This is a genomic window from Acinetobacter sp. LCT-H3 (assembly GCF_001866125.1).
GTDB lineage: Bacteria > Pseudomonadota > Gammaproteobacteria > Pseudomonadales > Moraxellaceae > Acinetobacter > Acinetobacter schindleri.
On sequence record NZ_MODX01000024.1, the window covers coordinates 1 to 22,982 of the forward strand.

Annotated in this window: 16 protein-coding genes, 2 tRNA genes and 1 pseudogene; 11 read left to right on the forward strand and 8 right to left on the reverse strand. The window is 44.1% G+C overall.

Going from position 1 to position 22,982, the window contains the following annotated elements:
- Positions 1 to 229: 229 nt before the first annotated feature.
- The 5 genes from BK820_RS15520 to pyrC all read right to left on the reverse strand — a co-directional run bounded on the left by BK820_RS15520 (position 230) and on the right by pyrC (position 4,947).
- Positions 230 to 379, reverse strand: coding sequence for a hypothetical protein (locus BK820_RS15520; protein ID WP_004810670.1), 150 nt, complete (start codon positions 377 to 379; stop codon positions 230 to 232).
- Positions 380 to 460: 81 nt separating this feature from the next.
- A complete protein-coding gene (locus BK820_RS11855) occupies positions 461 to 3,007 on the reverse strand; it encodes a TonB-dependent receptor plug domain-containing protein (RefSeq protein ID WP_071321043.1) in 2,547 nt (848 codons plus the stop codon).
- Positions 3,008 to 3,172: 165 nt separating this feature from the next.
- Positions 3,173 to 3,248 (reverse strand) — tRNA-Glu (locus BK820_RS11860).
- A gap of 20 nt (positions 3,249 to 3,268) precedes the next feature.
- Complete coding sequence (rnt, locus tag BK820_RS11865; RefSeq protein ID WP_008303612.1) at positions 3,269 to 3,928, reverse strand: ribonuclease T; 660 nt, start codon at positions 3,926 to 3,928, stop codon at positions 3,269 to 3,271.
- Positions 3,913 to 4,947: a dihydroorotase gene (gene pyrC / locus BK820_RS11870; RefSeq protein ID WP_004810663.1), complete on the reverse strand. Its 1,035-nt coding sequence runs from the start codon at positions 4,945 to 4,947 to the stop codon at positions 3,913 to 3,915. The genes rnt and pyrC overlap by 16 nt, the downstream gene beginning before the upstream one ends.
- A 151-nt stretch (positions 4,948 to 5,098) precedes the next feature.
- Between pyrC and BK820_RS11875 the strand changes: the two genes are divergently transcribed.
- Positions 5,099 to 6,367 carry a GGDEF domain-containing protein gene (locus BK820_RS11875; RefSeq protein ID WP_071321046.1) on the forward strand — a complete coding sequence of 423 codons (1,269 nt, stop codon included), beginning with the start codon at positions 5,099 to 5,101 and terminating at the stop codon, positions 6,365 to 6,367.
- A gap of 66 nt (positions 6,368 to 6,433) precedes the next feature.
- Here the strand turns inward: BK820_RS11875 and argG are convergent, their stop codons facing one another.
- On the reverse strand, positions 6,434 to 7,774 hold the full coding sequence (gene argG, locus BK820_RS11880) for an argininosuccinate synthase (RefSeq protein WP_071321044.1): 1,341 nt from the start codon (positions 7,772 to 7,774) through the stop codon (positions 6,434 to 6,436).
- A 503-nt stretch (positions 7,775 to 8,277) separates the two neighbouring features.
- On the opposite strand from argG, the gene lldP reads away from it, so the two are divergent.
- From lldP to BK820_RS11915, 7 genes are all read left to right on the forward strand, one after another.
- Positions 8,278 to 9,939, forward strand: coding sequence for an L-lactate permease (lldP, locus tag BK820_RS11885; RefSeq protein ID WP_004810658.1), 1,662 nt, complete (start codon positions 8,278 to 8,280; stop codon positions 9,937 to 9,939).
- A 21-nt stretch (positions 9,940 to 9,960) separates the two neighbouring features.
- Positions 9,961 to 10,704, forward strand: coding sequence for a transcriptional regulator LldR (gene lldR / locus BK820_RS11890; protein WP_004810656.1), 744 nt, complete (start codon positions 9,961 to 9,963; stop codon positions 10,702 to 10,704).
- Positions 10,705 to 10,707: 3 nt separating this feature from the next.
- Complete coding sequence (gene lldD / locus BK820_RS11895) at positions 10,708 to 11,862, forward strand: FMN-dependent L-lactate dehydrogenase LldD (protein ID WP_004810654.1); 1,155 nt, start codon at positions 10,708 to 10,710, stop codon at positions 11,860 to 11,862.
- Positions 11,863 to 12,018: 156 nt separating this feature from the next.
- Entirely contained in the window at positions 12,019 to 13,713 is a 1,695-nt protein-coding gene (gene dld / locus BK820_RS11900; RefSeq protein WP_071321045.1) for a D-lactate dehydrogenase, read from the forward strand.
- 233 nt (positions 13,714 to 13,946) lie between these two features.
- The gene (locus BK820_RS11905; RefSeq protein WP_004810650.1) at positions 13,947 to 14,300 is read left to right on the forward strand and encodes a hypothetical protein; all 354 of its coding nucleotides are present in this window, start codon (positions 13,947 to 13,949) and stop codon (positions 14,298 to 14,300) included.
- 107 nt (positions 14,301 to 14,407) lie between these two features.
- Positions 14,408 to 16,444, forward strand: coding sequence for an NADPH-dependent 2,4-dienoyl-CoA reductase (locus tag BK820_RS11910; RefSeq protein WP_004810648.1), 2,037 nt, complete (start codon positions 14,408 to 14,410; stop codon positions 16,442 to 16,444).
- Positions 16,445 to 16,531: 87 nt separating this feature from the next.
- Positions 16,532 to 16,622, forward strand: a tRNA-Ser gene (locus BK820_RS11915).
- Positions 16,623 to 17,250: 628 nt separating this feature from the next.
- Here the strand turns inward: BK820_RS11915 and BK820_RS15200 are convergent.
- A pseudogene (locus BK820_RS15200) lies at positions 17,251 to 18,615 on the reverse strand (sensor histidine kinase).
- A complete protein-coding gene (locus BK820_RS11930; protein WP_004810643.1) occupies positions 18,608 to 19,282 on the reverse strand; it encodes a response regulator in 675 nt (224 codons plus the stop codon). The pseudogene BK820_RS15200 and the gene BK820_RS11930 overlap by 8 nt, the downstream one beginning before the upstream one ends.
- Before the next feature lie 108 nt (positions 19,283 to 19,390).
- On the opposite strand from BK820_RS11930, the gene dsbD reads away from it, so the two are divergent.
- From dsbD to dsbG, 3 genes are read left to right on the forward strand one after another with little or no spacing between them, the layout of a single operon-like run.
- On the forward strand, positions 19,391 to 21,328 hold the full coding sequence (gene dsbD, locus BK820_RS11935; protein ID WP_004810641.1) for a protein-disulfide reductase DsbD: 1,938 nt from the start codon (positions 19,391 to 19,393) through the stop codon (positions 21,326 to 21,328).
- Positions 21,325 to 22,173: a TlpA disulfide reductase family protein gene (locus BK820_RS11940; protein WP_004810637.1), complete on the forward strand. Its 849-nt coding sequence runs from the start codon at positions 21,325 to 21,327 to the stop codon at positions 22,171 to 22,173. The genes dsbD and BK820_RS11940 overlap by 4 nt, the downstream gene beginning before the upstream one ends.
- 18 nt (positions 22,174 to 22,191) lie before the next feature.
- Complete coding sequence (gene dsbG / locus BK820_RS11945; RefSeq protein WP_004810636.1) at positions 22,192 to 22,932, forward strand: thiol:disulfide interchange protein DsbG; 741 nt, start codon at positions 22,192 to 22,194, stop codon at positions 22,930 to 22,932.
- The last annotated feature ends 50 nt before the right edge of the window (positions 22,933 to 22,982 follow it).

The following is a 22,982-nucleotide window of genomic DNA, read 5'->3' on the forward strand; positions in this document are numbered from 1 at the left end:
CCTCTAGACGATAGGGACGTTGCGAGGTGATAGCTATGTTAAGGACTAAGCTAAGCTTTGTCAAAAGGCTTTTTGCTAAAAATGAATTAACAGATTAAACATTAAACAAGAACAAAGGATTAACGTGATTTCTGATTTTAAACTAGCGTATCCATCAGTTTATAGCATCAGAAATCGACATTAAAACCTCAAATTCCCGTCAATTTACAGGAGTTTAAGCAGTGTGGATTTAATGGTCAGGTGTTTGGGATTCGGCCGGTTGACTGGCTGGAACCGTTTGTTCCGCAGGTGCTTCGGTTTTATCTTCACGGTTGACGATATATAGATACAGCATGGAAGGAGCTAAAATCATTAAAACCAGTAAGATCTTTTTTAACATGGCACAAATGCAAGAGATGAAATTGCAGCAATTATAGCCTAAGCAAATTAAAAAGAGCACCTGAGTGCTCTTGTCCATGAGTTAGAATTTAAAAGTGATATCTGCGATAAATTGGCGGCCAATTTCAGAGTACAGTTTGCTTCCACTCACATATAAATTATTGCGGTTAGTAATATTATTGACCGTTAAGCCAAAAATCGCTGAATAATCTTTTGAAACTTTCCAATCATAGGTGGTGCGCACATCCCATGTAAAACGAGGTTTTACATCTTGTAGCGTATAAGTATCGATTTTAACGCTATCATGCACCACTTTGTCAGCAGAGCTCGCTTCTAGCACTTGCTCATAGGTGTCTTTATAGCTAAAGAAGTTGGAAATTTTTAAAGGAAGAGAATCAAAGCCAATATTCCACATGACACGTGCAGTAATCGGTTGATTATAGTTTGATGCAGGACGGTCACCATAAGGCATGATTTTGCCATCATAGGAAATCAGCTCCTGAAGATCTTCTTCGGTAAAGTTTTCCGTATAATCTGGTGCACTACGGTACACTTCCGAGTAATTGACCGCTAAGCCTGAATCATGTTGAGTGCCTTTAAATTTAAGTGGCTCAATCGTATTAAGTTCTAGCGTTACGGTATCATTTTCGCCATAACCGCTGTTATCAAACTCATAAGAATAAGTAAAATAGTCGTTTGGAATATCAGTTCTATTACGGGTGATTTCATCATCATACTGACGATTCACCCATTTTAAGCTGAGATTGGTGTTTTTAAATTGGCTATTAAACCCAAGGACAAATTCATCTGCAAATGGGGTTTTAAGATCCTTGCGGCGTGTATCATTGGCTGAAACTTTTGCTTCTTCAACCCATTCAGAATTTTGATCAGCACGGCTGATGTCAAAATCTAATGAGGTCAGATGTTGACGCAAGTCCGTCATATACGTTGGGGCATTATAGTAGCGGTTCCAACCTGAAGTCAGGGTTAATAATTTATTGGAAAAAGGCTGATAACTAATGCTGCTACGTGGTGCAAAGTTAAGATTATTATTTGATTCATCATAATCAGCACGCACACCTAGACGGGCATTGAGGTTGTTCCAATGAATATTATCTTCTAGATACAAGGCTGCTTGATGATATTGACCAGCAAAGCTGCCTGCTTTGTATACATTACCCTTTTTAAAGTATTGGCCATCAAAGACCATAGGGACTTTATTGTTCAGGAATACAGCCGTGGTATTTTCATCGCAGAGGGGATCATTGATTTGACATTGTTGACCTTTAAGATCAAACATGTTTTGGGTTTTCCCTGATGTCACGCCATAGAAAGTTGAAAAATCTTTGGTACGTTCCCATTGTACATCATCATAATGATAGGTAAAACCGGCGCTGATTTGATGGTCGGTGTCTGCAAATTTAAAGTTATTAAATACCGCATCTAACCCATAACTCACAGAAGATTGTTTTAAATCAATATCTGCAGAGGTTGCACCTTCCCATACTTTTTCAGTATTTGCCCAGTCTTTGCTCCCTGCTGCATAAATCCAGTTCACACCGCGATCAGATGATGATTTACGTGCATTGTCAATTTGCTGGTAATTGAGCTGGTGTATTAATTGTCCCCAATCTTGTTTTTGTTGCGTCTCTGCGAAAATCAAAACTGATTGATTATTGGTGCTGCTGTGAGAGTTACGACGTTTGTCTGCGTAAGTATTGTCTTCCAAATCACCTAAAGCGAAACCGAATTTCATACTGGTGTCTGCATTTGGATCGACATACAAGGTTCCGCCGACATTGGTATTACGTTTTTCTTGATCAATTTGTTTTGGTACAGGTAAGCCACTTTCAATAGGAATTGTTGATTGACGTTGTGAAGCATAGAGGTCGAAGCCATAAACCTCTGAAAGCTTAGCAAAAATATTGGCACTAACACCTTGGCGAACATACTCTTTTTGGTTTGACTGGGTTGATGCACCTTCAAAAAGTCCTTTGTCTGCATCGGTTTTTAAGTGGTAGTGGTTCCTGTCACTTTCTGTATAGTCATAAGTGATGCTACCATGGACTTTGCCAATTTCAGATTTAGGCGCACAGGTTTCTGCCTGAACCACACCACCGGTGAAGCCACCGTGTTTTGCACTAATGTTGCTGTCTAATACTTTTAAATTACACAATAAATCGGTGTTGATTGCCACACCTTGTGAACCGCCAGACACTGCACCGTAGTTGGTTGTTCCTGAACCAGCAGGGTCGAGGTTATTGCTGTTGCTGACGCCATTGACCACAAATTTATTATTAAATGATTGTGCACCATGAATCGAAATTTCAGTCGGTTTTAAATCAGCTTGTGAGCTGGCTGCCATATGTTCATTGCTAAACTGCACATTCGGATTTACTTTTAAAAAGTCAGTAATATTTTTAGAGCTATTCGGCGTCTTTTCTAAGTCTTCTTTTGAATAAATGGTTTTTCCAAATTCATTTTCTTGCTGAACTGCAATAATAATCGTGTTGAACTTAACCGTAGCTTCATTAAGGATGGATTCTTGATAATTTGATTCTTCTGCAAAGCTAGAGGTTGATAATGTTGTTAGAACTGCAATAGAAAGTGTTGAATAAGCAAAACGCATGAGAAGGGTTGAATCTGTAAAAGATAATGAAAGTGATCATCATTAACTTTGGTGTAACAATCAATAATAATGAGAATTATTTGCATTAATAGGTTTTTTATGTGTGCGGAATTTAATCGACTTAAATAGCTGAATAATAGAAATAAAAAGACAGAGGAAAATAGATGGCGTCCCTACGGGGATTCGAACCCCGGTTACCGCCGTGAAAGGGCGATGTCCTAGGCCTCTAGACGATAGGGACGTTTAGAAGATGGCGGTATCTTATTGATCCGCCACCAAAGTGTCAAGCAGGTGTGGGGTGAGTTTGTTTAAAATATAGCAAAACAGTTCAGCTGTCTTCTGCGTGTCGTATAACGCAGAATGGGCTTCTTTGCCATCAAACTCGATACCGGCCTGAATACAGGATTTTGCCAGTACGGTTTGACCAAACATCACCGCGCTCAAAGTCACTGTGTCGAAGACAGAAAAACTATGAAATGGGTTCTGGTTTTTGGTTCCTGTACGTGCAATAGCTGCCTGTACAAAGCCTAAATCGAAATGGGCGTTATGACCGACCAGAACGGCATGGGTACAGTTTTGCTGGCGGCGTACTTCATTGACAGATTTAAAAATACGTTTAAGCGCAGTTTTCTCATCTTCGGCCATTGCAATACGCATCGGATTAGAGGGATCGATCCCAATAAAGTCCAGCGAACGGCGGTCAAGGTTTGCCCCTTCAAATGGATTGATATGTGCATGGTGAGCAGGGCCCGGCACAAATTCACCTTTCTCATTAAAAATAATAGGAATGGCAGCGATTTCCAGCAAGGCATCAGTTTGTGCATTAAAGCCCGCTGTCTCTACATCGACAACAACAGGCAGGAATCCACGGAAACGTTGACCAATGACTGGGAGAGTTTCATTTGTCACACTTTTCTCCATTGAATGGTTTTACCCGCATATAACGGAATAATCTGTTCACCATCCAAATAGTCCAGACTCTCAGGAATCACTTGATCTTGTTTTACCAGAGTAATGGTATTGGTATTGCGAGGAAGGCCATAGAAGTCAGCACCAAAGTGGCTCGCAAAACCTTCCAGACGGTCAATTTTGCCGACCTGATCAAATGCCTGAGCATAAAGTTCAATTGCAGTGGGCGCACTATAACATCCTGCGCAACCACATGCATTTTCTTTGGCATTTTTTGAGTGCGGCGCACTGTCAGTTCCGAGGAAGAATTTTGGATTCCCACTCGTTGCGACTTCCAGCAGAGTTTGCTGATGCGTCTGGCGCTTTAAAATCGGCAGGCAGTAGAAATGCGGTTTCACCCCGCCAACCAGCATGTCATTACGGTTAAACAGTAAATGTTGTGGCGTAATTGTTGCAGCCACATTACGGTCCTGTTCCAGGACAAAGTTTGCCGCTTCACTGGTAGTGATATGTTCAAGCACCAGCTTCAGCTTCGGGAACTGTTTTAATAATGGAGAAAGTACTTCGTCCAGGAAACGTTTTTCACGATCAAAAATGTCGACATGGTTATGTGTGACTTCGCCATGTAGCAATAAAGGTACCTGATGTTCTTCAAGCTGCTCAATTACTGCATACACTTTAGAAATATCGCTTACACCGCTATCCGAATTTGTAGTCGCACCAGCAGGATAAAGCTTGATGGCATTCACATACTCAGATTCTTTGATTTTTTTAACTTCGGCAGGTGAAGTATTGTTGGTGAAGTACAACACCATGCGTGGATCAAAGTTGCAGCCTTCCGGCACATGCGCCATGATGCGTTCACGATAGCTGTTTGCCTCTTCCACGGTTTTTACTGGTGGAACCAGATTTGGCATACAGATTGCGCGGGAAAATTGTTGAGCTAGATCAGGAACAGTACGTTTAAGTGCTAGACCATCACGTAAGTGAGCGTGCCAGTCATCTGGCTGGAGAATCGTAATCGTATTCAAGGCGAATTCAATCAGAGAAATAATATGAATGATAATGCATCTATACCGAAAATGGTAATGTGAAATACTGACAAAAGATGCATTAACTATGAATTAATTTAAAAAAGTATGTTATTTTAAAAACACTAAAAAAATTACATACATGCTTGCCATGGAATATAAGTATAATTTAGCAAAACTGCAGGATCAAAAGGAAAAAGTCGAAGAGCTTATTGCTGGGCAGAAATTGAGCCGAGTTTTTCCTCAACCGCTTGAAGATGAATTCTGGACCAAAAATCTGGAACGTGCCCGTAAGCACACCGATCAGTATGTCTGGGCAGGATTATTAATCTATTTTGTCGGCATCCTTATCCTTATTCCTACAGATTACTGGATCATCGATAAACAATATTTTGTACATGATTTTGTATTGTCTTTAATAGGTATTATTAATGGCGGAATTAGTTTATTTGTTTTCTATTTATTCTCAAGTTTAGAACGCTTAAAACCTTTTTTTCAGCCTGCTTCACTGGTCTTGATATTCTGGGCACTGGTTTCAACTTCATGTCTGACTATGTCTATTCAGACCGCAGCCTTGCAACATCAATCCATGGCAATTGTCACCATTATTTATGTGCTGGGTTATATCCTTACTGGTGTCAAGCCGATTCAGATGATGATCACTGGTGTATTGGCAGCTGGAACTACGATTATTTGCCTGACCCTGGTTGGGGCTAACTTTAATCTTTTGGTATTTGGCCGAATTCTGTTGGGAAGTTGCCTGCTCGGTTTTGTTATTAGTCATATGATTTTTGCACGTGAACGGATGATTTTTCTTTATTCCATGCGGGCGCGGATCAGTGAGCAGATTCACCGGATTCACAATACCGAGCTGTTACATCTGAGCCAGCATGATGAGCTGACCAAAATCTCGAATCGCCGTACCTTTGATGAAATGCTGGAAATTTACTTTTCTACCGCTCAGCGTCAGGAAAGCTCTCTGGCTATTTTATTTATCGATGTAGATTTCTTTAAGAACTATAACGATTTTTATGGGCACCAGAAGGGTGATAATGTGATTTCGACCATCGCCAAAACTATCAAGAATGCGATCCGGCATATGGACTTTGTTGCGCGTTATGGAGGTGAGGAGTTTGTGGTGCTGCTTCCAGAAACTGATGCACATGGGGCTTATGCAGTATCTACCAATATCTTTAAAGCAATTGAACGTCTGGAAATACCACATGAAAAATCTTTGGTATCCAAGCAGATTACGGTAAGTCTAGGCATTACGGTTTATCGCGGCGAGCAAGCCATGACCAAAGATGAATTACTCGGCATTGCAGATCAGGCACTGTATCGTGCCAAGCAACTGGGGCGCAATCAGATTTATTATCAGAGCATTGCTTCGGCAAATTCAAAACCGCTGCATATCAGTTAAATTTTTCCTGAATTACAGACAATAAAAACCGCGCAGTTTGCGCGGTTTTTTTGACACAACTAAAACTTAGTTTTTGTCTTTTAATTGTGGAACAGCTGAACCGGTACCCACTGCAAGTAAACCCGCACCTGTGTAGATACCCAGTTTCGCACGCGTATCCGTAATGTCCAGGTTACGCATAGTTAACTGACCGATACGATCCATTGGTGAGAACATAGAATCACCTTTCTCCATCGTTAAGCGTTCAGCTTCGTATGTCAGGTTTTCAGATTCAGTGTTCATAATCGTGTAGTCATTACCACGACGTAGTTCTAAAGTTACAGTACCTGTGATTGCTTTAGCAACCCAACGCTGAGCAGTTTCGCGAAGCATAAGCGCTTGAGAATCGAACCAGCGACCTTGGTAAAGCAGACGACCCAAACGAAGACCGTTGATACGGTATTGTTCAATGGTATCTTCGTTATGAATACCCGTCACCAGACGTTCATAAGCAATGTGAAGCAGCGCCATACCCGGAGCTTCGTAAATACCACGAGATTTCGCTTCAATGATGCGGTTTTCAATCTGATCCGACATACCAAGACCGTGACGACCACCAATACGGTTCGCTTCAAGAATGAACTCTACTGGATCTTCGATACGTTGACCGTTGATTGCAACAGGGAAACCTTCTTCAAAAGTGATCGACACTTCTTCAGGTTTGATTTCAACGTCGTCTTTCCAGAACGCAACGCCCATGATTGGCTCAACGATTTTGATACCAGCATTCAGGTATTCAAGATCTTTGGCTTCGTGAGTTGCACCCAACATGTTTGAGTCAGTTGAATAAGCTTTTTCTTTTGACATTTTGTAGTCAAAGCCGTTGTCGATCAGGAACTGAGACATTTCAGCACGGCCACCAAGCTCGTCAATAAACGTCTGGTCTAACCACGGCTTGTAAATTTTAAGCGCAGGGTTAGTCAACAAACCATAACGGTAGAAACGCTCGATGTCGTTACCTTTATAGGTTGAGCCATCGCCCCAAATGTTCACGTCATCTTCTTTCATTGCGGTAACAAGCATTGTCCCTGTTACTGCACGGCCCAGTGGCGTTGTGTTGAAGTAAGGAACACCACCAGTTGAGATGTGGAACGCGCCACATTGAATTGCAGCAATACCTTCTAATGCAAGCTGTAAACGGCAGTCGATTAAACGTGCTTTTACTGCGCCATAGGCTTCAGCTTTCTTTGGAATGGCATCGTAATCATCTTCATCAGGCTGACCCAGGTTTGCAGTATATGCATAAGGTTCTGCGCCTTTTTGTTTCATCCACAACAGGGCTGCTGAAGTATCCAGACCACCAGAAAAGGCAATACCAACTTTTTTGCCTACAGGTACATTCTGTAAGATAGTTGCATTATCAGACATTGTTAATCCTAACGATAGAATAATATAGGCACCACTTATATTGGTGGCCAAAGAGAATTTTGAATGCAGATATTGTAACACCTTTCAAATGGCAAGTTTTCGCAAAAAAAATGCAAAATCTAAAAAATAGACAAAAAAATAAACAATCTAATGCAAAGAGAGCTATCAAAAATGGCCTTGAATTGGCCAAATCCAGGGTTTTAAAGCGGGCTAAGACTAAAGTTCTATAGGCTTCATTTTATTTCAACCTTTGCTTCTCTCGACCTGTTAAATACCGGATGTTGCTTAGCTATCACTTATATTGAATTCCATCTTTTAATATAAAAATTGGTCATACCAATTATATTTTAATAAATTAGCTATTGCAGTATTTTAAATATTTCATTAACTTTGGCTGAATAAAAGACCGAGATTGGTCTGTTTAATGCTAAATTGGTCATACCAATAATCTTTTGGACATGTCCTGTAATGAAATAACAAACAAGCATTTCAAGGAGTAGAGAATGCTTCAACAGTGGCAACAAATTTACGATCCAATCGGAAATATCTGGATTTCCAGCGCGATCGCCCTCATTCCAATTGTATTCTTTTTCCTTGCTCTTGCTGTTTTCAGAATGAAGGGCAGTGTAGCAGGAACGATTACTGTGGCTTTGGCATTTCTGGTGTCAATGTTTCTCTACAAAATGCCAGTCACTATGGCATTGGCTTCCATGGTCTACGGGTTCTTCTACGGCTTGTGGCCGATTGCCTGGATTATTATTGGCGCCGTATTCCTTTACAAGATTTCAGTGAAGACCGGTCAATTTGACATTATTCGCTCATCGATCCTGTCATTAACCGAAGACCAGCGTTTACAAATGTTATTGGTCGGCTTCGCTTTTGGTACTTTCCTGGAAGGTGCTGCAGGCTTTGGCGCACCGGTTGCGATTACTGCTGCATTATTAGTAGGTCTTGGATTTAAACCGCTGTATGCTGCGGGTTTATGTCTGATTGTGAATACTGCACCTGTGGCTTTTGGTGCGATGGGGATTCCGATTATTGTCGCTGGTCAGGTATCAGGCGTAGACACCATGGAAATCAGCCAGATGGTAGGACGTCAGTTGCCAATCATGGTACCCATCGTACTGGTGTGGATTATGGCAATCATGGATGGCTGGCGTGGTGTGAAAGAAACCTGGCCTGCAATTTTAGTCGGTGGTGGTTCTTTTGCCCTGGCGCAGTTCCTGACTGCTAACTATGTAGGTCCTGAATTACCCGATATCACTGCAGCGATTGCATCTTTGGTGAGCTTAACGGTATTACTCAAGTTCTGGCAGCCAAAACATATTTTCCGTTTTGATAATGAAAAACAAGTCGATAGCAATATTGCTTTGGCAAGCCAGCAAAAATATAGCATCGGTCAAATTATTAAAGCGTGGTCGCCATTTGCGGTACTGACTGCCATGGTAACTTTATGGAGCATCAAACCCTTTAAAGATCTGTTTGCCAAAGATGGGGCTTTAAGTGATTTAGTAATTTCCATTAAAGTGCCTTTCCTGCATCAAATGATTCAAAAGTTGCCGCCGGTGGTCGCTGAAGCGAAAGATTACGACGCGATCTATAAATTTGACTGGTTATCGGCGACGGGTACAGCGATCATGATCGCTGCAATCATCACCATCATTTACCTGAAAATGAAACCGAAAGAAGCTGTAGCGACCTTTGCTGAAACAGTAAATGAGCTGAAAACACCGATTTACTCAATTGGTATGGTATTGGCATTTGCTTTTATTGCCAATTACTCAGGCTTATCGGCAACCTTGGCATTAGCCTTGGCACATACAGGACAAGCATTCACGTTCTTCTCACCATTCCTGGGTTGGGTCGGTGTATTCCTGACAGGGTCTGATACTTCAGCAAACGCATTGTTCTCGGCTTTACAGGCAACTACGGCTCAGCAGATCGGTGTACCTGAAGTATTACTGGTGGCTGCGAATACCAGCGGTGGTGTAACCGGTAAAATGATTTCACCACAATCGATTGCAATTGCCTGTGCCGCAGTAGGTCTTGTCGGTAAAGAATCGGATTTATTCCGCTTTACCGTAAAACACAGTATCACCTTCACGGTGATGATCGGTATCATTATCACCTTACAAGCTTATGTGTTCCCATGGATGATTCCATAACACCATACTGAGGGCGATGCAATGAAAGTCTCTGATAAAGTCGTACAAAGTCTGCGTAATCTGATTGAAAAAAATCATATGCAGGTCGGGGACCGTTTGCCCGCAGAACGTAAATTATGTGAACAGTTAGGTGTGTCGCGCTCTTCGTTGCGAGAAGCGCTGCAGCATCTGGTTAGTCAGGGCATGCTGGTGAGCCGTGTTGGTGCCGGTACTTATTTGCAGGAACTGCCGAATCACTGGTCACAGCATCATATTGTGCAGCCTTTAAGTGACCTGATGGATGTCGATCCTGAATACCGTTTTGATGTTCAGGAGTCTCGTCTGATTCTGGAAGGCGGTACAGCCTGGTATGCGGCACAGCGCGCCACACCCGATGATATAAAAAAAATCAGACAGTGTTATGACCAGATTGCGCACTATCAGCTGTTGGGTGATGACGATGAGGCAGCTCGCGCGGATGCCCGTTTTCATCTTGCCATTGCCGAAGCATCGCATAATGTGGTGCTGATCCAGTTGATGCGCAGTCTGTTCGACCTGCTGCAATTTAATGTGGTACTCGGACGACGCAAGGTCTATTCCGAGGCCCACCGTTTTGATCAGTTGCAGGACCAGCACTTTAAGGTGATGGCCGCAATTGAGCGTCAAGATCCAGAAGCTGCACGTCAGGCAGTTTGTGGACACATTGAGTTTGTCATTCAGCAAGTACGCACGATTGATGAGGATGAAGCCCGTCAGCAGCGTATGAGCCGATTAAACAGGATCTAAATTATGATTATCTCTTCTGCAAATGATTACCGTGAAGCCGCACGACGTCGTCTTCCACCATTCCTGTTTCATTATATTGATGGTGGGGCTTATGCAGAATACACGCTGAAACGCAATGTAGAAGATTTATCAAAAGTAGCGCTGCGTCAACGTGTCTTGAATGACATGTCAGCACTAAGTCTGGAAACTAAATTATTTGATGAAACCCTTTCGATGCCGGTGGCTTTGTCACCTGTAGGCTTGACCGGTATGTATGCACGCCGTGGGGAAGTACAGGCAGCAGTTGCGGCAGACCAAAAAGGTATTCCATTCACCTTGTCGACGGTATCTGTGTGCCCAATTGAAGAAGTGGCACCAGCGATCCAGCGCCCAATGTGGTTCCAGCTCTATGTCCTGCGTGACCGCGGTTTTATGAAAAATGCCTTGGAACGTGCCAAAGCTGCGGGTTGTTCAACGCTGGTCTTTACCGTGGATATGCCAGTGCCGGGTGCACGTTACCGTGATGCGCATTCTGGCATGAGTGGACCAAATGCAGCGATGCGCCGTTATATGCAATCTTGCATGCATCCACACTGGGCCTGGAATGTTGGCTTAATGGGTCGTCCACACGACTTGGGTAATATCTCGAAATACCTTGGTAAACCGACAGGCCTTGAAGATTATATCGGCTGGTTGGGTGCCAACTTTGATCCTTCTATTTCCTGGAAAGATCTGGAGTGGATCCGTGACTATTGGGATGGTCCAATGGTGATCAAAGGGATTCTGGATCCTGAAGATGCTAAAGACGCTGTGCGTTTCGGTGCGGATGGCATTGTAGTATCCAACCATGGTGGTCGTCAGCTAGATGGTGTGTTATCCACCACACGTGCCTTGCCACCAATTGCTGATGCGGTAAAAGGTGAACTGAAAATCCTGGTCGACTCTGGTATTCGTAATGGTCTGGATGTGGTGCGTATGCTGGCAATGGGTGCGGACACCTGTATGCTCGGTCGGGCCTTCGTTTATGCATTGGGTGCTGCAGGCGGGGCAGGTGTCAGCAACCTTCTTGATCTGATCGACAAGGAAATGCGTGTGGCCATGACCTTAACAGGTGCCAAGACCATTGCTGAAATTACACAGGATTGTCTAGTAAGGCTTGATCGCGAAATTTCACAATAAAACCAATCAGGATGACCACTCTAAATCGTGGTCATCCTAAAGTAATTCGGAACAACAGAATTGCTGCTATTTCATCTATTCAAGATTAAAAATCCAAAACATGCTTATGGCTGATTTTATAAAAAGATAGCCATAAAAATGAAACGGGGCTCTACTATGCAAAACTCATTTGACGCTACTGCGACCTTAAACAATCTGGTCGCTGTGGTCGGCCAGCAACATGTGTTAACGGACGATCACGATACTCGTCTGTATCGGCAGGGCCGGCGTTATGGTTCAGGTGAGGTGTTTGCGGTCGTCACTCCAGGTTCATTACTAGAACAATGGCAAGTATTGCAAATTGCTGTTGCAGCAGACTGTATCATGATTATGCAGGCAGCCAATACCGGTTTAACTGGTGGTTCAACGCCGTTTGGTGAATATGACCGTCCAGTGATTGTGATGAGTACTCGCCGTCTGACAGGTATTCAGGTGATCCAGGAGGGTAAACAGGTTGTCTGTTTGCCGGGTGCAACACTTGATGCACTGGAAAAACAGCTAGTGCCATTTAACCGTGAACCGCATTCGGTGATTGGTTCATCCTGTATTGGTGCTTCGGTGCTGGGTGGCGTATGCAATAACTCCGGTGGAGCCTTGGTTCGCCGGGGGCCGGCCTATACTGAACTGGCATTATATGCGCGTGTGAATGAACATGGCGAACTGGAGCTGGTGAATCATCTCGGTATCCATCTGGGGCACAGTCCGGAAGAGATCCTGAAAAATCTGGAACAGAAACAATATAATGAGCAGGATATCCAGCAGCAGGAACATCGCTGTGCTTCCGATCATCGTTATAGTCAGGATGTGCGTCAGGTCGATGCTGATACTCCGGCACGCTTCAATGCCGATCCAAGTCGTCTGTTTGAAGCCTCTGGTTCTGCTGGTAAAGTTTGCGTATTTGCCGTGCGTCTGGATACTTTTGAAAAGATTCCAAGCCAGGTGTTCTATGTTGGCACCAACTCGCAGGATGATCTAACAGAAATCCGTCGCTTTCTGCTCAAAGATCTGCCAGGTCTGCCGATTGCTGGAGAATATATTCACCGTGTGGCTTATGACATCGGTGCGGAATATGGCAAAGACACTTTTATGTTCATTGAAAAATTTGGTACTGCCAAAGTGCCTGCCGCATTTGCCATGAAAGACAAGGTTGATGGGATATTGCAGAAAATGGGGCTACGTGGCTTAAGTGACAAAATTCTGCAAATGATCAGTAAAATGCTGCCATCACATTTGCCAAAACGCATGAACGAGTACCGTGATCTGTATGAGCATCATCTGATTCTCAGAATTGAAAATCAGGATGTGGCACAGGTACAGGCCTTCTTTGAAGGCTACTTTAAGGCCCATCCTGGCGGGAACTATTTTCTCTGCACCGAAGACGAAGGACGTAAGGCATTTCTGCACCGTTTTGCCGTAGCTGGTGCAGCAATTCGTTACCGTGATACCCATTTAAGTGAAGTGGAAGATATTGTGGCGCTGGATATTGCGCTGCGTAGGAATGACCGCCAATGGGTAGAAACCCTGCCACAGGAGATGGAAGAGCAGATCTTACATAAACTTTATTATGGTCACTTCCTGTGCCATGTATTCCATCAGGATTACATTGTAAAAAAAGGGGTTAATCCGCTGAAAATGGAACATGCCATGTGGAAGCTGCTGGATGATCGTGGTGCGGAATATCCGGCTGAACATAATGTAGGGCATCTCTACATTGCCAAACCGGCATTAAAAAACCATTACCAGAAGCTGGACCCGACCAATAGTTTTAATGTCGGTATTGGGCATAGCTCAAAGCTGAAATACTGGAAATAAGCAGAAAAACTGGGAATAACAACAATAACAATATGATCTGGCCTATCTCATGCAGTGCTCGCACTGCATTTTTTTATCTGTAAAACATTGGAAAATACAGGTTGTACGAATGTTGCAATAGATCGAAAAACTGCTGATTTAAATCCATTCTTGGGTTTTAATATGCCAAGTAGAGATCATTACCTGGTCCTGATACGATAAAACTAACAATAACAATTTTTTAGGAATCTCTTATGAATTCGAGTATCACCCCGCCCCAGCTGCCACGACTGCATGAGCGTAATCAGACTTTGTCTGTATTGCATGGCATTTATGCCGGCCTGTTGATCTTTAGTGGCGCAGTATTTCTTTATCTTGAATCTCAGCAAAGAACCGCTTCAACCATCAGCCTGGGATTTATCATTCTATTAATGCTGGTATTGATCTATTTCAATGTTCAGGCAGCTCTGAAAGTTAAGAAAGGTCAGGGCGAGGGGCGTACACTTTCCCGAGTTATGGCGGTGCTGATGCTGTTGAGTTTTCCTGTAGGAACAGTACTGGGGGCAATTGCATTATGGAAAAGCTCGGCGAAACAGTGGGAGGCCTGAGTTGACCTGAGAAAGCAATAATTTTGTGAAAATGCCATAAACAAAAATAAAAAACACGCTAGAGTAATATGCAACAAGTTGCAAAGCCATCATCAAAGGGAATAGCCATGACAACGACTCGTTATGCAAATATTTTAAAACCGCTTCATCTGGGATTTACCACGATTAAAAACCGGGTGGTGATGGGTTCAATGCATACCGGGCTGGAGGATCGTTTCTATAATTACCCCAAACTGGCAGCTTATTTTGGCGAGCGTGCCAAAGGTGGGGTAGGTCTGCTCATCACGGGTGGTATTTCTCCAAACCGTCAGGGCTGGTTACTGCCTGCAGGCGGGACCATGAATACCTTGGGAGATATTGCTCCGCATCGACTGGTAACTCATGCCGTGCATAAGCATGGTGCCAAAATCCTGTTGCAAATCCTGCATGCGGGCCGTTATGGCTACCAACCTTTTGTGGTTTCAGCGAGTCCAATCAAGTCCCCGATTTCTCCTTTTAAACCACGACAGCTTTCAGAAAAACAGATTCTGGCTACTATTCAGGACTATGTAAAAACTGCCAGTCTGGCAAAAAAAGCCGGCTATGATGGTGTGGAAATCATGGGTTCAGAAGGTTACCTGATTAACCAGTTCCTGAGTCGTCATGTTAATCAGCGTAATGATCGCTGGGGTGGTTCGATCGAAAACCGGATGCGTTTTGCGGTGGAAATTGTCAAAGCGATTCGGGCCGAGATTGGTGAAAAATTTATTATCTGCTTCCGTCTGTCTTTACTGGATCTGGTACATGATGGTAATACCATGCAGGAAGTCATTACCGTCGCTAAAGCATTAGAGAAGGCCGGAATTACTTTACTCAATACCGGGATCGGCTGGCATGAAGCACGTATTCCAACCATTGTTACGTCTGTGCCACGGGCTGCTTTCGTCGAGTACACTGCAGAAGTAAAGAAAAATGTTACTGTTCCGGTGATCGCATCGAATCGTATCAATATGCCAGATACTGCTGAAGAAATCCTGGCATCAGGGCAGGCGGACATGGTGCAAATGGCACGTCCTTTACTGGCAGATGCTTTCTGGGTTAATAAAACAGCGACCAACCGTGTTGATGAGATCAATACCTGTATCGCCTGCAACCAGGCTTGTCTCGACCATACGTTTAAAAACCAGCGTGCTACCTGTTTAGTGAATCCGCGTGCTGGATATGAAACTGAACTGGTTTATGTCAAAACCAAAAAACCGAAACGGATCGCCGTTGTGGGTGGTGGCGTTGCAGGTATGTCAGCGGCAACGGTGGCTGCCGGACGTGGTCACGAGGTGACCCTGTTTGAAGCGACGAACGATGTCGGTGGCCAGTTCAACCTGGCCAAAGTAGTGCCTGGTAAAGAAGAATTTCATGAGACCATTCGTTATTTCAAGGTTCAAATAGAAAAGACAGGGGTTGAATTACGTCTGAATACCAAGGTCAATCGTGAACAGCTGGAACGTGAAGGTTTTGATGAGGTGATTGTGGCGACGGGCGTTGTACCACGCGCCTTGAAGATTGCGGGTAGTGATGCGCCACAGGTCTTGTCCTATACCGAAGTGTTGAATGGAGCATCTGTCGGAGATCGAGTTGCCGTGATTGGTGCAGGAGGGATTGGTTTTGATGTATCTGAATTTTTGCTAAAACCGCCATTGCAACCCCAGCCAATGCCTGTAGAGGAATGGAAGCGTGAATGGGGAGTAGACCCAAATCCAAATTATGTAACTGAAGGAGGAATGCAGCCTGCGGAGGTTGAAGCACCAGTCCGGGAAATTTATCTGCTCCAACGTAAAACCACACCACTTGGTGCTGGTCTAGGGAAAACCACAGGCTGGGTACATCGTGCACAATTGAAAAAACATGGTGTACGCATGCTGCGGGGTGTGCAGTATAAGTCGGTTACTGATGAAGGCTTATGGATTGAAGTGGATGGACATGACCAATTGCTACGCGTAGATACGATTGTGGTATGTGCCGGTCAGGAATCAGTGAAAGAAATCATGCCAGTTGAAGGTCAAAAAACTATAGCTAAGTATCATATTATTGGTGGTGCCAAACTGGCGGCAGAGCTGGATGCCAAACGCGCGATTCGTGAAGGTGCTGAACTGGCAGCCAGATTGTAAGGATTTGATGAAACTATATGCAGTTGATTGCATTCACTGTAATTTTCACTTGTCAGGTGAGAAAAAGCTCCGTATGATGGCGCACATGGAAGCGTGGCAGAGCGGTTTAATGCACCGGTCTTGAAAACCGACGAGGGCTTATACCCCTCCGTGAGTTCGAATCTCACCGCTTCCGCCAGATACGAAAAACCCCAGTCAATGACTGGGGTTTTTTTATTGCCTGGATATTTTGAATGCGGAACCTGAATCATTAAATTAAAGTAAAAATTAGAATGTGGGGGACATATAAACGACTGAGATAGATTGACAGTGATAAAGTAGATAAAAAGTGCCAAAAGCTAAAACTTAGACCTTTTTTGTGTGGTAAATAGGATTAAACGTGGTTTGAGTTAATTGAGCGCTATAACCACTATAGAGGTTAAAAAAGCAGAACTTCATCTGGACAAAATAATAAAGCTTTCAGCTGGCGAAAATCTTGATCTATGTATTGATACTGATCCTCATGGGAGCAAGTGCTCAAACTTAAATAATAGAAAATAAAACTTCAGCTTTAGGGGGAAATTAAGAATTTTATATTTGCATGATTATTAGAGTCTTTCATAAATTATGTTTAATCACTATCAAGACAATTCCTTCTCCTTATAGAAGATTTGCGAAACAGGCTCCTTAGGAAGAGCTTTCCACCCCCTCATCCTGTTGCGAGGCAGTGCTTCTTATCCCAAAGAGAGAAGGCACTTTTAGTATCCATTTAAAGATAAATAGCACGATCATTTTTTGATTTATAAAAGAGATCTATTAAATTCAAATTAATTTTGAATATATCGTCGAATTTTGATGGTCAGTCCTACTGGCTGACGCTGCTGAAATCCAAGGTGGTATTGATAATTACCTAGCAAGCTTTTAACCAATGCCAGTCCCAGACCATGGCCGTGCTGCTGAGCAGATTTGCGCCAGAAGCGTTGTCCTAAATGTTGAATATCCTCGGCTGTAAGTTGTTGTCCATCATCTTCAATCACCAGGCCATCAGTCTGCATAGAAATCCAGATATGGGCAGCTTGTGCATGTAGCAGGGCATTTTCAAGCAGATTTTTCAGTACCGTATACAGCACAAATTCAGGTAGTTGAATTTCACCCAAGCTGTCCCAGTTCACCTGTATTTTTTCATTCATTTCTGGATAGCGTGTACCTAAGTCTGCAAGCACTTTCTCAAGTGTGGGGTGAAGCCAGATGGTCTCAGTCATTTCCTGGAGACTGTTTTCTGATTGGGTCAGCAATAAAAGCTGTTCGAGTAACAGCGTATAACGTTGGATACTCTCATTGGCCTGCTGCAAATTGTACTGAATGGATTCAGGCAGGTTCTGCTGCTGACCGATCAGCTGGGCCAATTAGACATGGGTTTTAATTGCGGTCAGGGGACTGCGTAACTCATGTGCAGCATAGGCACTAAAGGCTTTCTCCTGTTGCAGACTGTCATTGAGTTTTTGAATCAACTGCGTGGAATTGTTGACAAAAGGCTGTACTTCCTGAGGGATGCTTGCAGGCTTGAGCTGCATTAAAAAATCTGCCGCCTCTGAATAGCTAAGGTCTTTCTGGTTCAGGTATTGACTGAGCTGATCCAAAGGCCGGAACTGTCTGCGGATAATAAAGATGATCAAGGCAATACAGATCAGTAGTGAGAAGACTAAGGGAACCAGTACGGACTGTAGAATCTGCTGTAGTAAGGTATCCCTCAAGAACATGCGTTCTGCCGCCACCACCTGAATATCACCACGACGCAGGACATAACTGCGCCATTCCGTATCACCCTGCTGCCAGGTGCTGAATCCTTCTGGTCGCTGGCTTAAATTTTGGGGGGCACCGCGTGTTTTGGCAATTACCTGATTACCTAACGAGATGTCAGAGCTAAAAAGCGAGACTTCACAGGCAATTAACTGGTTTGCATCATCATTCTTGGCTAATTTTGATAAGGTTGCATCCCCCAGACTATCTAGCGGTAATTGCTGAATCAGCCGGGCAACCATTTGCGCAGATGCCGATAAGCGTTGATCCAGCGTGTCTTGTAAACGCTGTTTCAGGTCAATATACAGCCATGAAAATACCGCACTCCACAGCACAATAAACACGGCCAAAAGACTCATGACCAGACGCCATTTCAAGCTGTGACTAAACATGACGATGCTCAAACGGTTTGAAAATATATCCCACACCGCGAACGGTTTGAATCAAGTCTGGATGCAGTTTTTGTCTCAGGTGATAAATGTGTACATTCAGGGCATTGCTCTCGATAGCGTCCTGAAAACCATAGAGCTTATCAATAAGCTGTTCATTTTTCAGGATCTGATTGGGGTGGCTCATCAGGGTTTTCAGCAGGCTGAATTCACGGCGAGATAAATTCACGGCCTGGTTTTGATAGGTCACAGTCTGGGTATCCCGGTTTAGAACCAGTTCATCAAATTGCAGTGTATTCGAGGCAAAGCCGCGGTGGCGACGGGTGAGGGCATGAATCCGGGCAATCAGTTCCTCCAGCTCAAAAGGTTTGGTCAGGTAGTCATCGGCACCAGCATTCAGGGCCTGAACACACTGATCGGTCCGCAGCCGCGCCGTCAATACCAGTACCGGGAGATCAATCTGGTCGCGTCGCCAGCTATGCAGCAACTCTAGGCCATCCTGATCTGGCAGGCCTAAATCCAATAAACACAAATCGACTGCACTATGCCGGATAAAATAATCTGCAGCACGTGCGTGACTGACATGCTCCACTGAAATATTCAGATAGTTCAAAGCAGCACAAATGCTCTGTGCGATATAGGGATCATCCTCAACCAATACAATAAACATAGAACATCCTGATCAAACTGCCATTATTTTATAAATGATTTGCGCTGTTAATGTTGCCTTAATTTTAGTTTTTCAATAATGCAGTCCTAACAGGAGGAGAGCAGCTGGATGTTGAAGTGGATATTGGGTGCCGTGATCGGCGGTGGAATCATGACGGGAACTGCATATGCAGATTTTTTACCACCAGATCAGGCATTTCAGTTTCAGGTGGTTTCTACAAGTCAGGATCAGGTAGAGCTTAGCTGGAAAATCGCAGAGGGTTATTATCTGTATCATGACCAGCTTAAAGTGTCTCATCAGCAGACCCCAGTTAAGTTGGCACTGCCCAAACCCGAAGACAAAGACGATCCCAATTTCGGTTTGACCCAGGTGTATTATGGGCAAGTCAAAACCAATATGAATGTGCAGCCCAACCAGCAGTTTGTGGTGCAATGGCAGGGCTGTGCAGAAAGTGGTTTATGTTATCCGGTGCAACGTACCACAATAACAACTGATGCAGATGGTTTATTTCCAGCGCAAAACTTAAGCAAGCCTCAAAAGCTGCTGGTCAGCACTACACAGCCAGAAGCAAACAAACAGATTCTGACTGCTCAGAAAGATGAGCTCCAAGCTATAGAGCAAACTCCAAGTACAAATCAAGCGCTGGCTGAAGAAAAGGTAGAGGAAATGCAAGTCGCTGCAGTTTCTGAACCTGTGGTGCAGCCTGAGGTGGAATTAACAGAGAAAAATGACCCGCCTATTGCAGACCCTAAAAATCAAACTTCGTCAGCAGGCATGAATAGCCAGTGGAACAATGACCAGTATTTTTTAAGTCTGCTGTCAGAACAAGGTCTGTTAATTAATGCTCTGATTTTTCTCGGGCTTGGCATTTTGCTGGCATTTTTACCGTGTTCTTTACCTTTAATTCCAATTTTAACGGGTATTCTGGTCCAGCAGCACCGGGGCTACCGTGCTGCACTGATTGCGCTGGTCTTCGTTTTGGGTATGGCACTGGTCTATGCGGTCATGGGACTTGCTGTGGCACAGCTCGGTTACAGTTTTCAGCGCTGGTTTCAAAGTCCGGTATTCATCAGTATTTTCAGCATTCTGTTTGTTTTGTTCGCACTTAATCTGTTTGGAGCATTTCAGCTGTCTTTACCCCAAGGAATGTTACAGCGTCTGGATCAATGGCAGCAAAAGCAGAAGGGTGGCACGCTGATTGGTGCCGGTCTTATGGGCATGATCGCGGCACTGATTGTCGGGCCATGTATGAGTGCGCCGTTGGCCGGTGCCTTAATCTATGTGTCTCAGCTCAATCAACCGATGCTGGGAGCCAGTTATCTGTTCGTCTTAGGCTTTGGGCTGGGCTTGCCGCTATTTATTGCTGCCGTATTTGGGTCCCATCTTTTACCCAAACCTGGCATATGGAGGGATCGCCTGAAGTTTAGCTTTGGCTTTGTCATGCTGGCGCTGGCCTTGTATTTCGCCCGTCCACTATTGCCCGGCATTTTATACCTGAGCCTTTTGGGTGTGGTACTGATCACCTGTTCAGGCTACTTCTTGTTCAAGATGCTGCCTCATGTGCATCGGTCTGTATCGAAAATAGTCCTGATGCTGCTCAGTGATGTGCTGGTCTATGCAGGAGGTATGCAACTCTATCATGTCTGGAGCCAGGTACAGGTCGCCCATGTAGAATCACGGCTTGAATGGCAGAGAGTCAGTACAGCCGCACAATTGCAACAGGTTTTAGCTAAACATCCTGCACAGCCGGCGGTGATTGATGTCTATGCAGACTGGTGTGTGGCCTGTCAACCGATTGAAAAGGAAGTGATTCCACGTAGTGATGTCCAGACGGCTTTACAAAATGTGGTTCGTATCAAATTAGACCTGACCCACTATCATCCAAGTCAGGATGAGCTGCTAAAAGAATGGCAAATCCTGGGTCCACCTACTTTTATATTTTTAAATGCAGCGCATCAGGAACAGCGGGACTTGCGTTTGGCCGGAAGCTTTAGTGTGGCACATTTACTAGGTACATTGCAGCAACTGCAAGGGGAGCAACCATGATGATTTCCAGTGATGCACTGCATCTGGGACCTTTGATGTTGCCCTGGACACTCTTAATTGTTACCACTGGCTTGATGCTTTTATCTGCCGTTTTGTTTGGATTAGCCAGAAAGTGTTCATGGTCTAAACAGCAGCTTGGACAAAGTCAGGATTTGCTCTGGAGCAGTTTTTTGCTGGGGATGCTGGGTGCACGTCTTGTTTTCGTTCTGCTCAATGCCGAGCTGTATTTTGCAGCACCCATCGACATACTGAAAATCCAGGACAAAGGTTTCCATTTATGGGGAGGGGTGCTGATTGGTGCTTTGTGGTATGTCATTCGAAACAGACAGTTGCAGACCCGATTCAAAGCCATCTTGTTGATCATCTTTGTACTCTGGATCGGGCTTGGACTCGTATTCAAATCCAGTCTAAAAACTGAAGCAGCGTTTCCTGATCTAGCCTTTGCCGGACTAGAACAGGAGCATCTGGGTACAGACAAGATTCCACTCAGCCAGTTCATTGGCCAGCCCACGGTAATTAATTTGTGGGCGAGCTGGTGTCCGCCGTGTCACCGCGAAATGCCAGTGTTGGCCAAAGCAGCCGAGCAGCACCCTCAAGTGAATTTTGTCATGCTCAATCAGGGTGAGGAGGTTGAAACTGTAAATGCCTATTTAAAAAAACATCAGTTTCAATTTAAACATGTCCTGCTGGACCCGTATGGTGAACTACCCCAGCAGCTGAATAGTTTTGGCCTGCCAACGACGCTGTTTTTTAATGTTCAAGGCCAGCTGGTCGAGCGGCATATGGGGGAACTCAGTCCGGCCATGTTGCAGCAATATTTAAACAGAATTTCAGATCAACCTTAAAAAACGAAAGGACTTAGTATGAACAAAATTTACCAAGTGCTTGGTGCAGGCATGTTCCTGATCATGAGCATGCACACACAGGCAAATATTAAACAGCATATTGAAAAACAGGGTTTTGTGTTTGTAAAACAGATTCCGGCACCGCAAGGAATGACCGGCTGGGTAGGGCATGAAGACCAGTATTCCAATACGGTATTTATCTCCAACGATGATAAATACTATATCAAGGGCGAACTGTTTGATGCACAAGGGAAAAGCCTGTCCAATGAGCAGATTGAAAAGCATATGAAAAAAGCGGTATTGGACGATGTATGGAAAACCCTGGAAAAATCGACCTGGATCCAGGATGGCAAGCCAGATGCACCACGTGTGGTCTATGTCTTTTCCGATCCGAATTGCCCATATTGCTATAAATTCTGGCAGGCGGCCCGGCCTTGGGTCAAATCAGGCAAGGTACAGCTGCGTCATATTCAGGTCGGTGTGATCCGCGAAGAAAGCCGTGGCCAGGTGGCAACATTGTTGATGTCGAAAAATCCAGCGGCAGTTTTTAACGATATGAACAAGAATAAAGGCAAAAAGCAGCTCAAGAAAATGGAAAAGATTCCTGCCGAAATTGCTGCAAAGATTGATGCTAATCAGGCCCTGATGGGGAAATACGGCTTTTTCTCCACACCGTCGATGGCCTGGAAAAACAATCAGGGTGAATTTAAATCTACTCAAGGCCTGGCGATGGATGTCAAGGAAATTTTTGAACAATAATATTTTAACTGCATGATAGAAAAGTAATTTTTACTTAAAACATCTATACA

Bases quoted from the DNA above. Each gene is read 5' to 3' on its own strand.
- BK820_RS11940 (WP_004810637.1), top strand. From the start codon at position 21,325: ATGATGATTTCCAGTGATGCACTGCATCTGGGACCTTTGATGTTGCCC.
- BK820_RS11855 (WP_071321043.1), bottom strand. From the start codon at position 3,007: ATGCGTTTTGCTTATTCAACACTTTCTATTGCAGTTCTAACAACATTA.
- rnt (WP_008303612.1), bottom strand. From the start codon at position 3,928: ATGGAGAAAAGTGTGACAAATGAAACTCTCCCAGTCATTGGTCAACGT.
- dsbG (WP_004810636.1), top strand. From the start codon at position 22,192: ATGAACAAAATTTACCAAGTGCTTGGTGCAGGCATGTTCCTGATCATG.
- BK820_RS11875 (WP_071321046.1), top strand. From the start codon at position 5,099: ATGGAATATAAGTATAATTTAGCAAAACTGCAGGATCAAAAGGAAAAA.
- dld (WP_071321045.1), top strand. From the start codon at position 12,019: ATGCAAAACTCATTTGACGCTACTGCGACCTTAAACAATCTGGTCGCT.
- lldP (WP_004810658.1), top strand. From the start codon at position 8,278: ATGCTTCAACAGTGGCAACAAATTTACGATCCAATCGGAAATATCTGG.
- dsbD (WP_004810641.1), top strand. From the start codon at position 19,391: ATGTTGAAGTGGATATTGGGTGCCGTGATCGGCGGTGGAATCATGACG.
- lldD (WP_004810654.1), top strand. From the start codon at position 10,708: ATGATTATCTCTTCTGCAAATGATTACCGTGAAGCCGCACGACGTCGT.
- BK820_RS15520 (WP_004810670.1), bottom strand. From the start codon at position 379: ATGTTAAAAAAGATCTTACTGGTTTTAATGATTTTAGCTCCTTCCATG.
- argG (WP_071321044.1), bottom strand. From the start codon at position 7,774: ATGTCTGATAATGCAACTATCTTACAGAATGTACCTGTAGGCAAAAAA.
- lldR (WP_004810656.1), top strand. From the start codon at position 9,961: ATGAAAGTCTCTGATAAAGTCGTACAAAGTCTGCGTAATCTGATTGAA.
- BK820_RS11930 (WP_004810643.1), bottom strand. From the start codon at position 19,282: ATGTTTATTGTATTGGTTGAGGATGATCCCTATATCGCACAGAGCATT.
- BK820_RS11905 (WP_004810650.1), top strand. From the start codon at position 13,947: ATGAATTCGAGTATCACCCCGCCCCAGCTGCCACGACTGCATGAGCGT.
- BK820_RS11910 (WP_004810648.1), top strand. From the start codon at position 14,408: ATGACAACGACTCGTTATGCAAATATTTTAAAACCGCTTCATCTGGGA.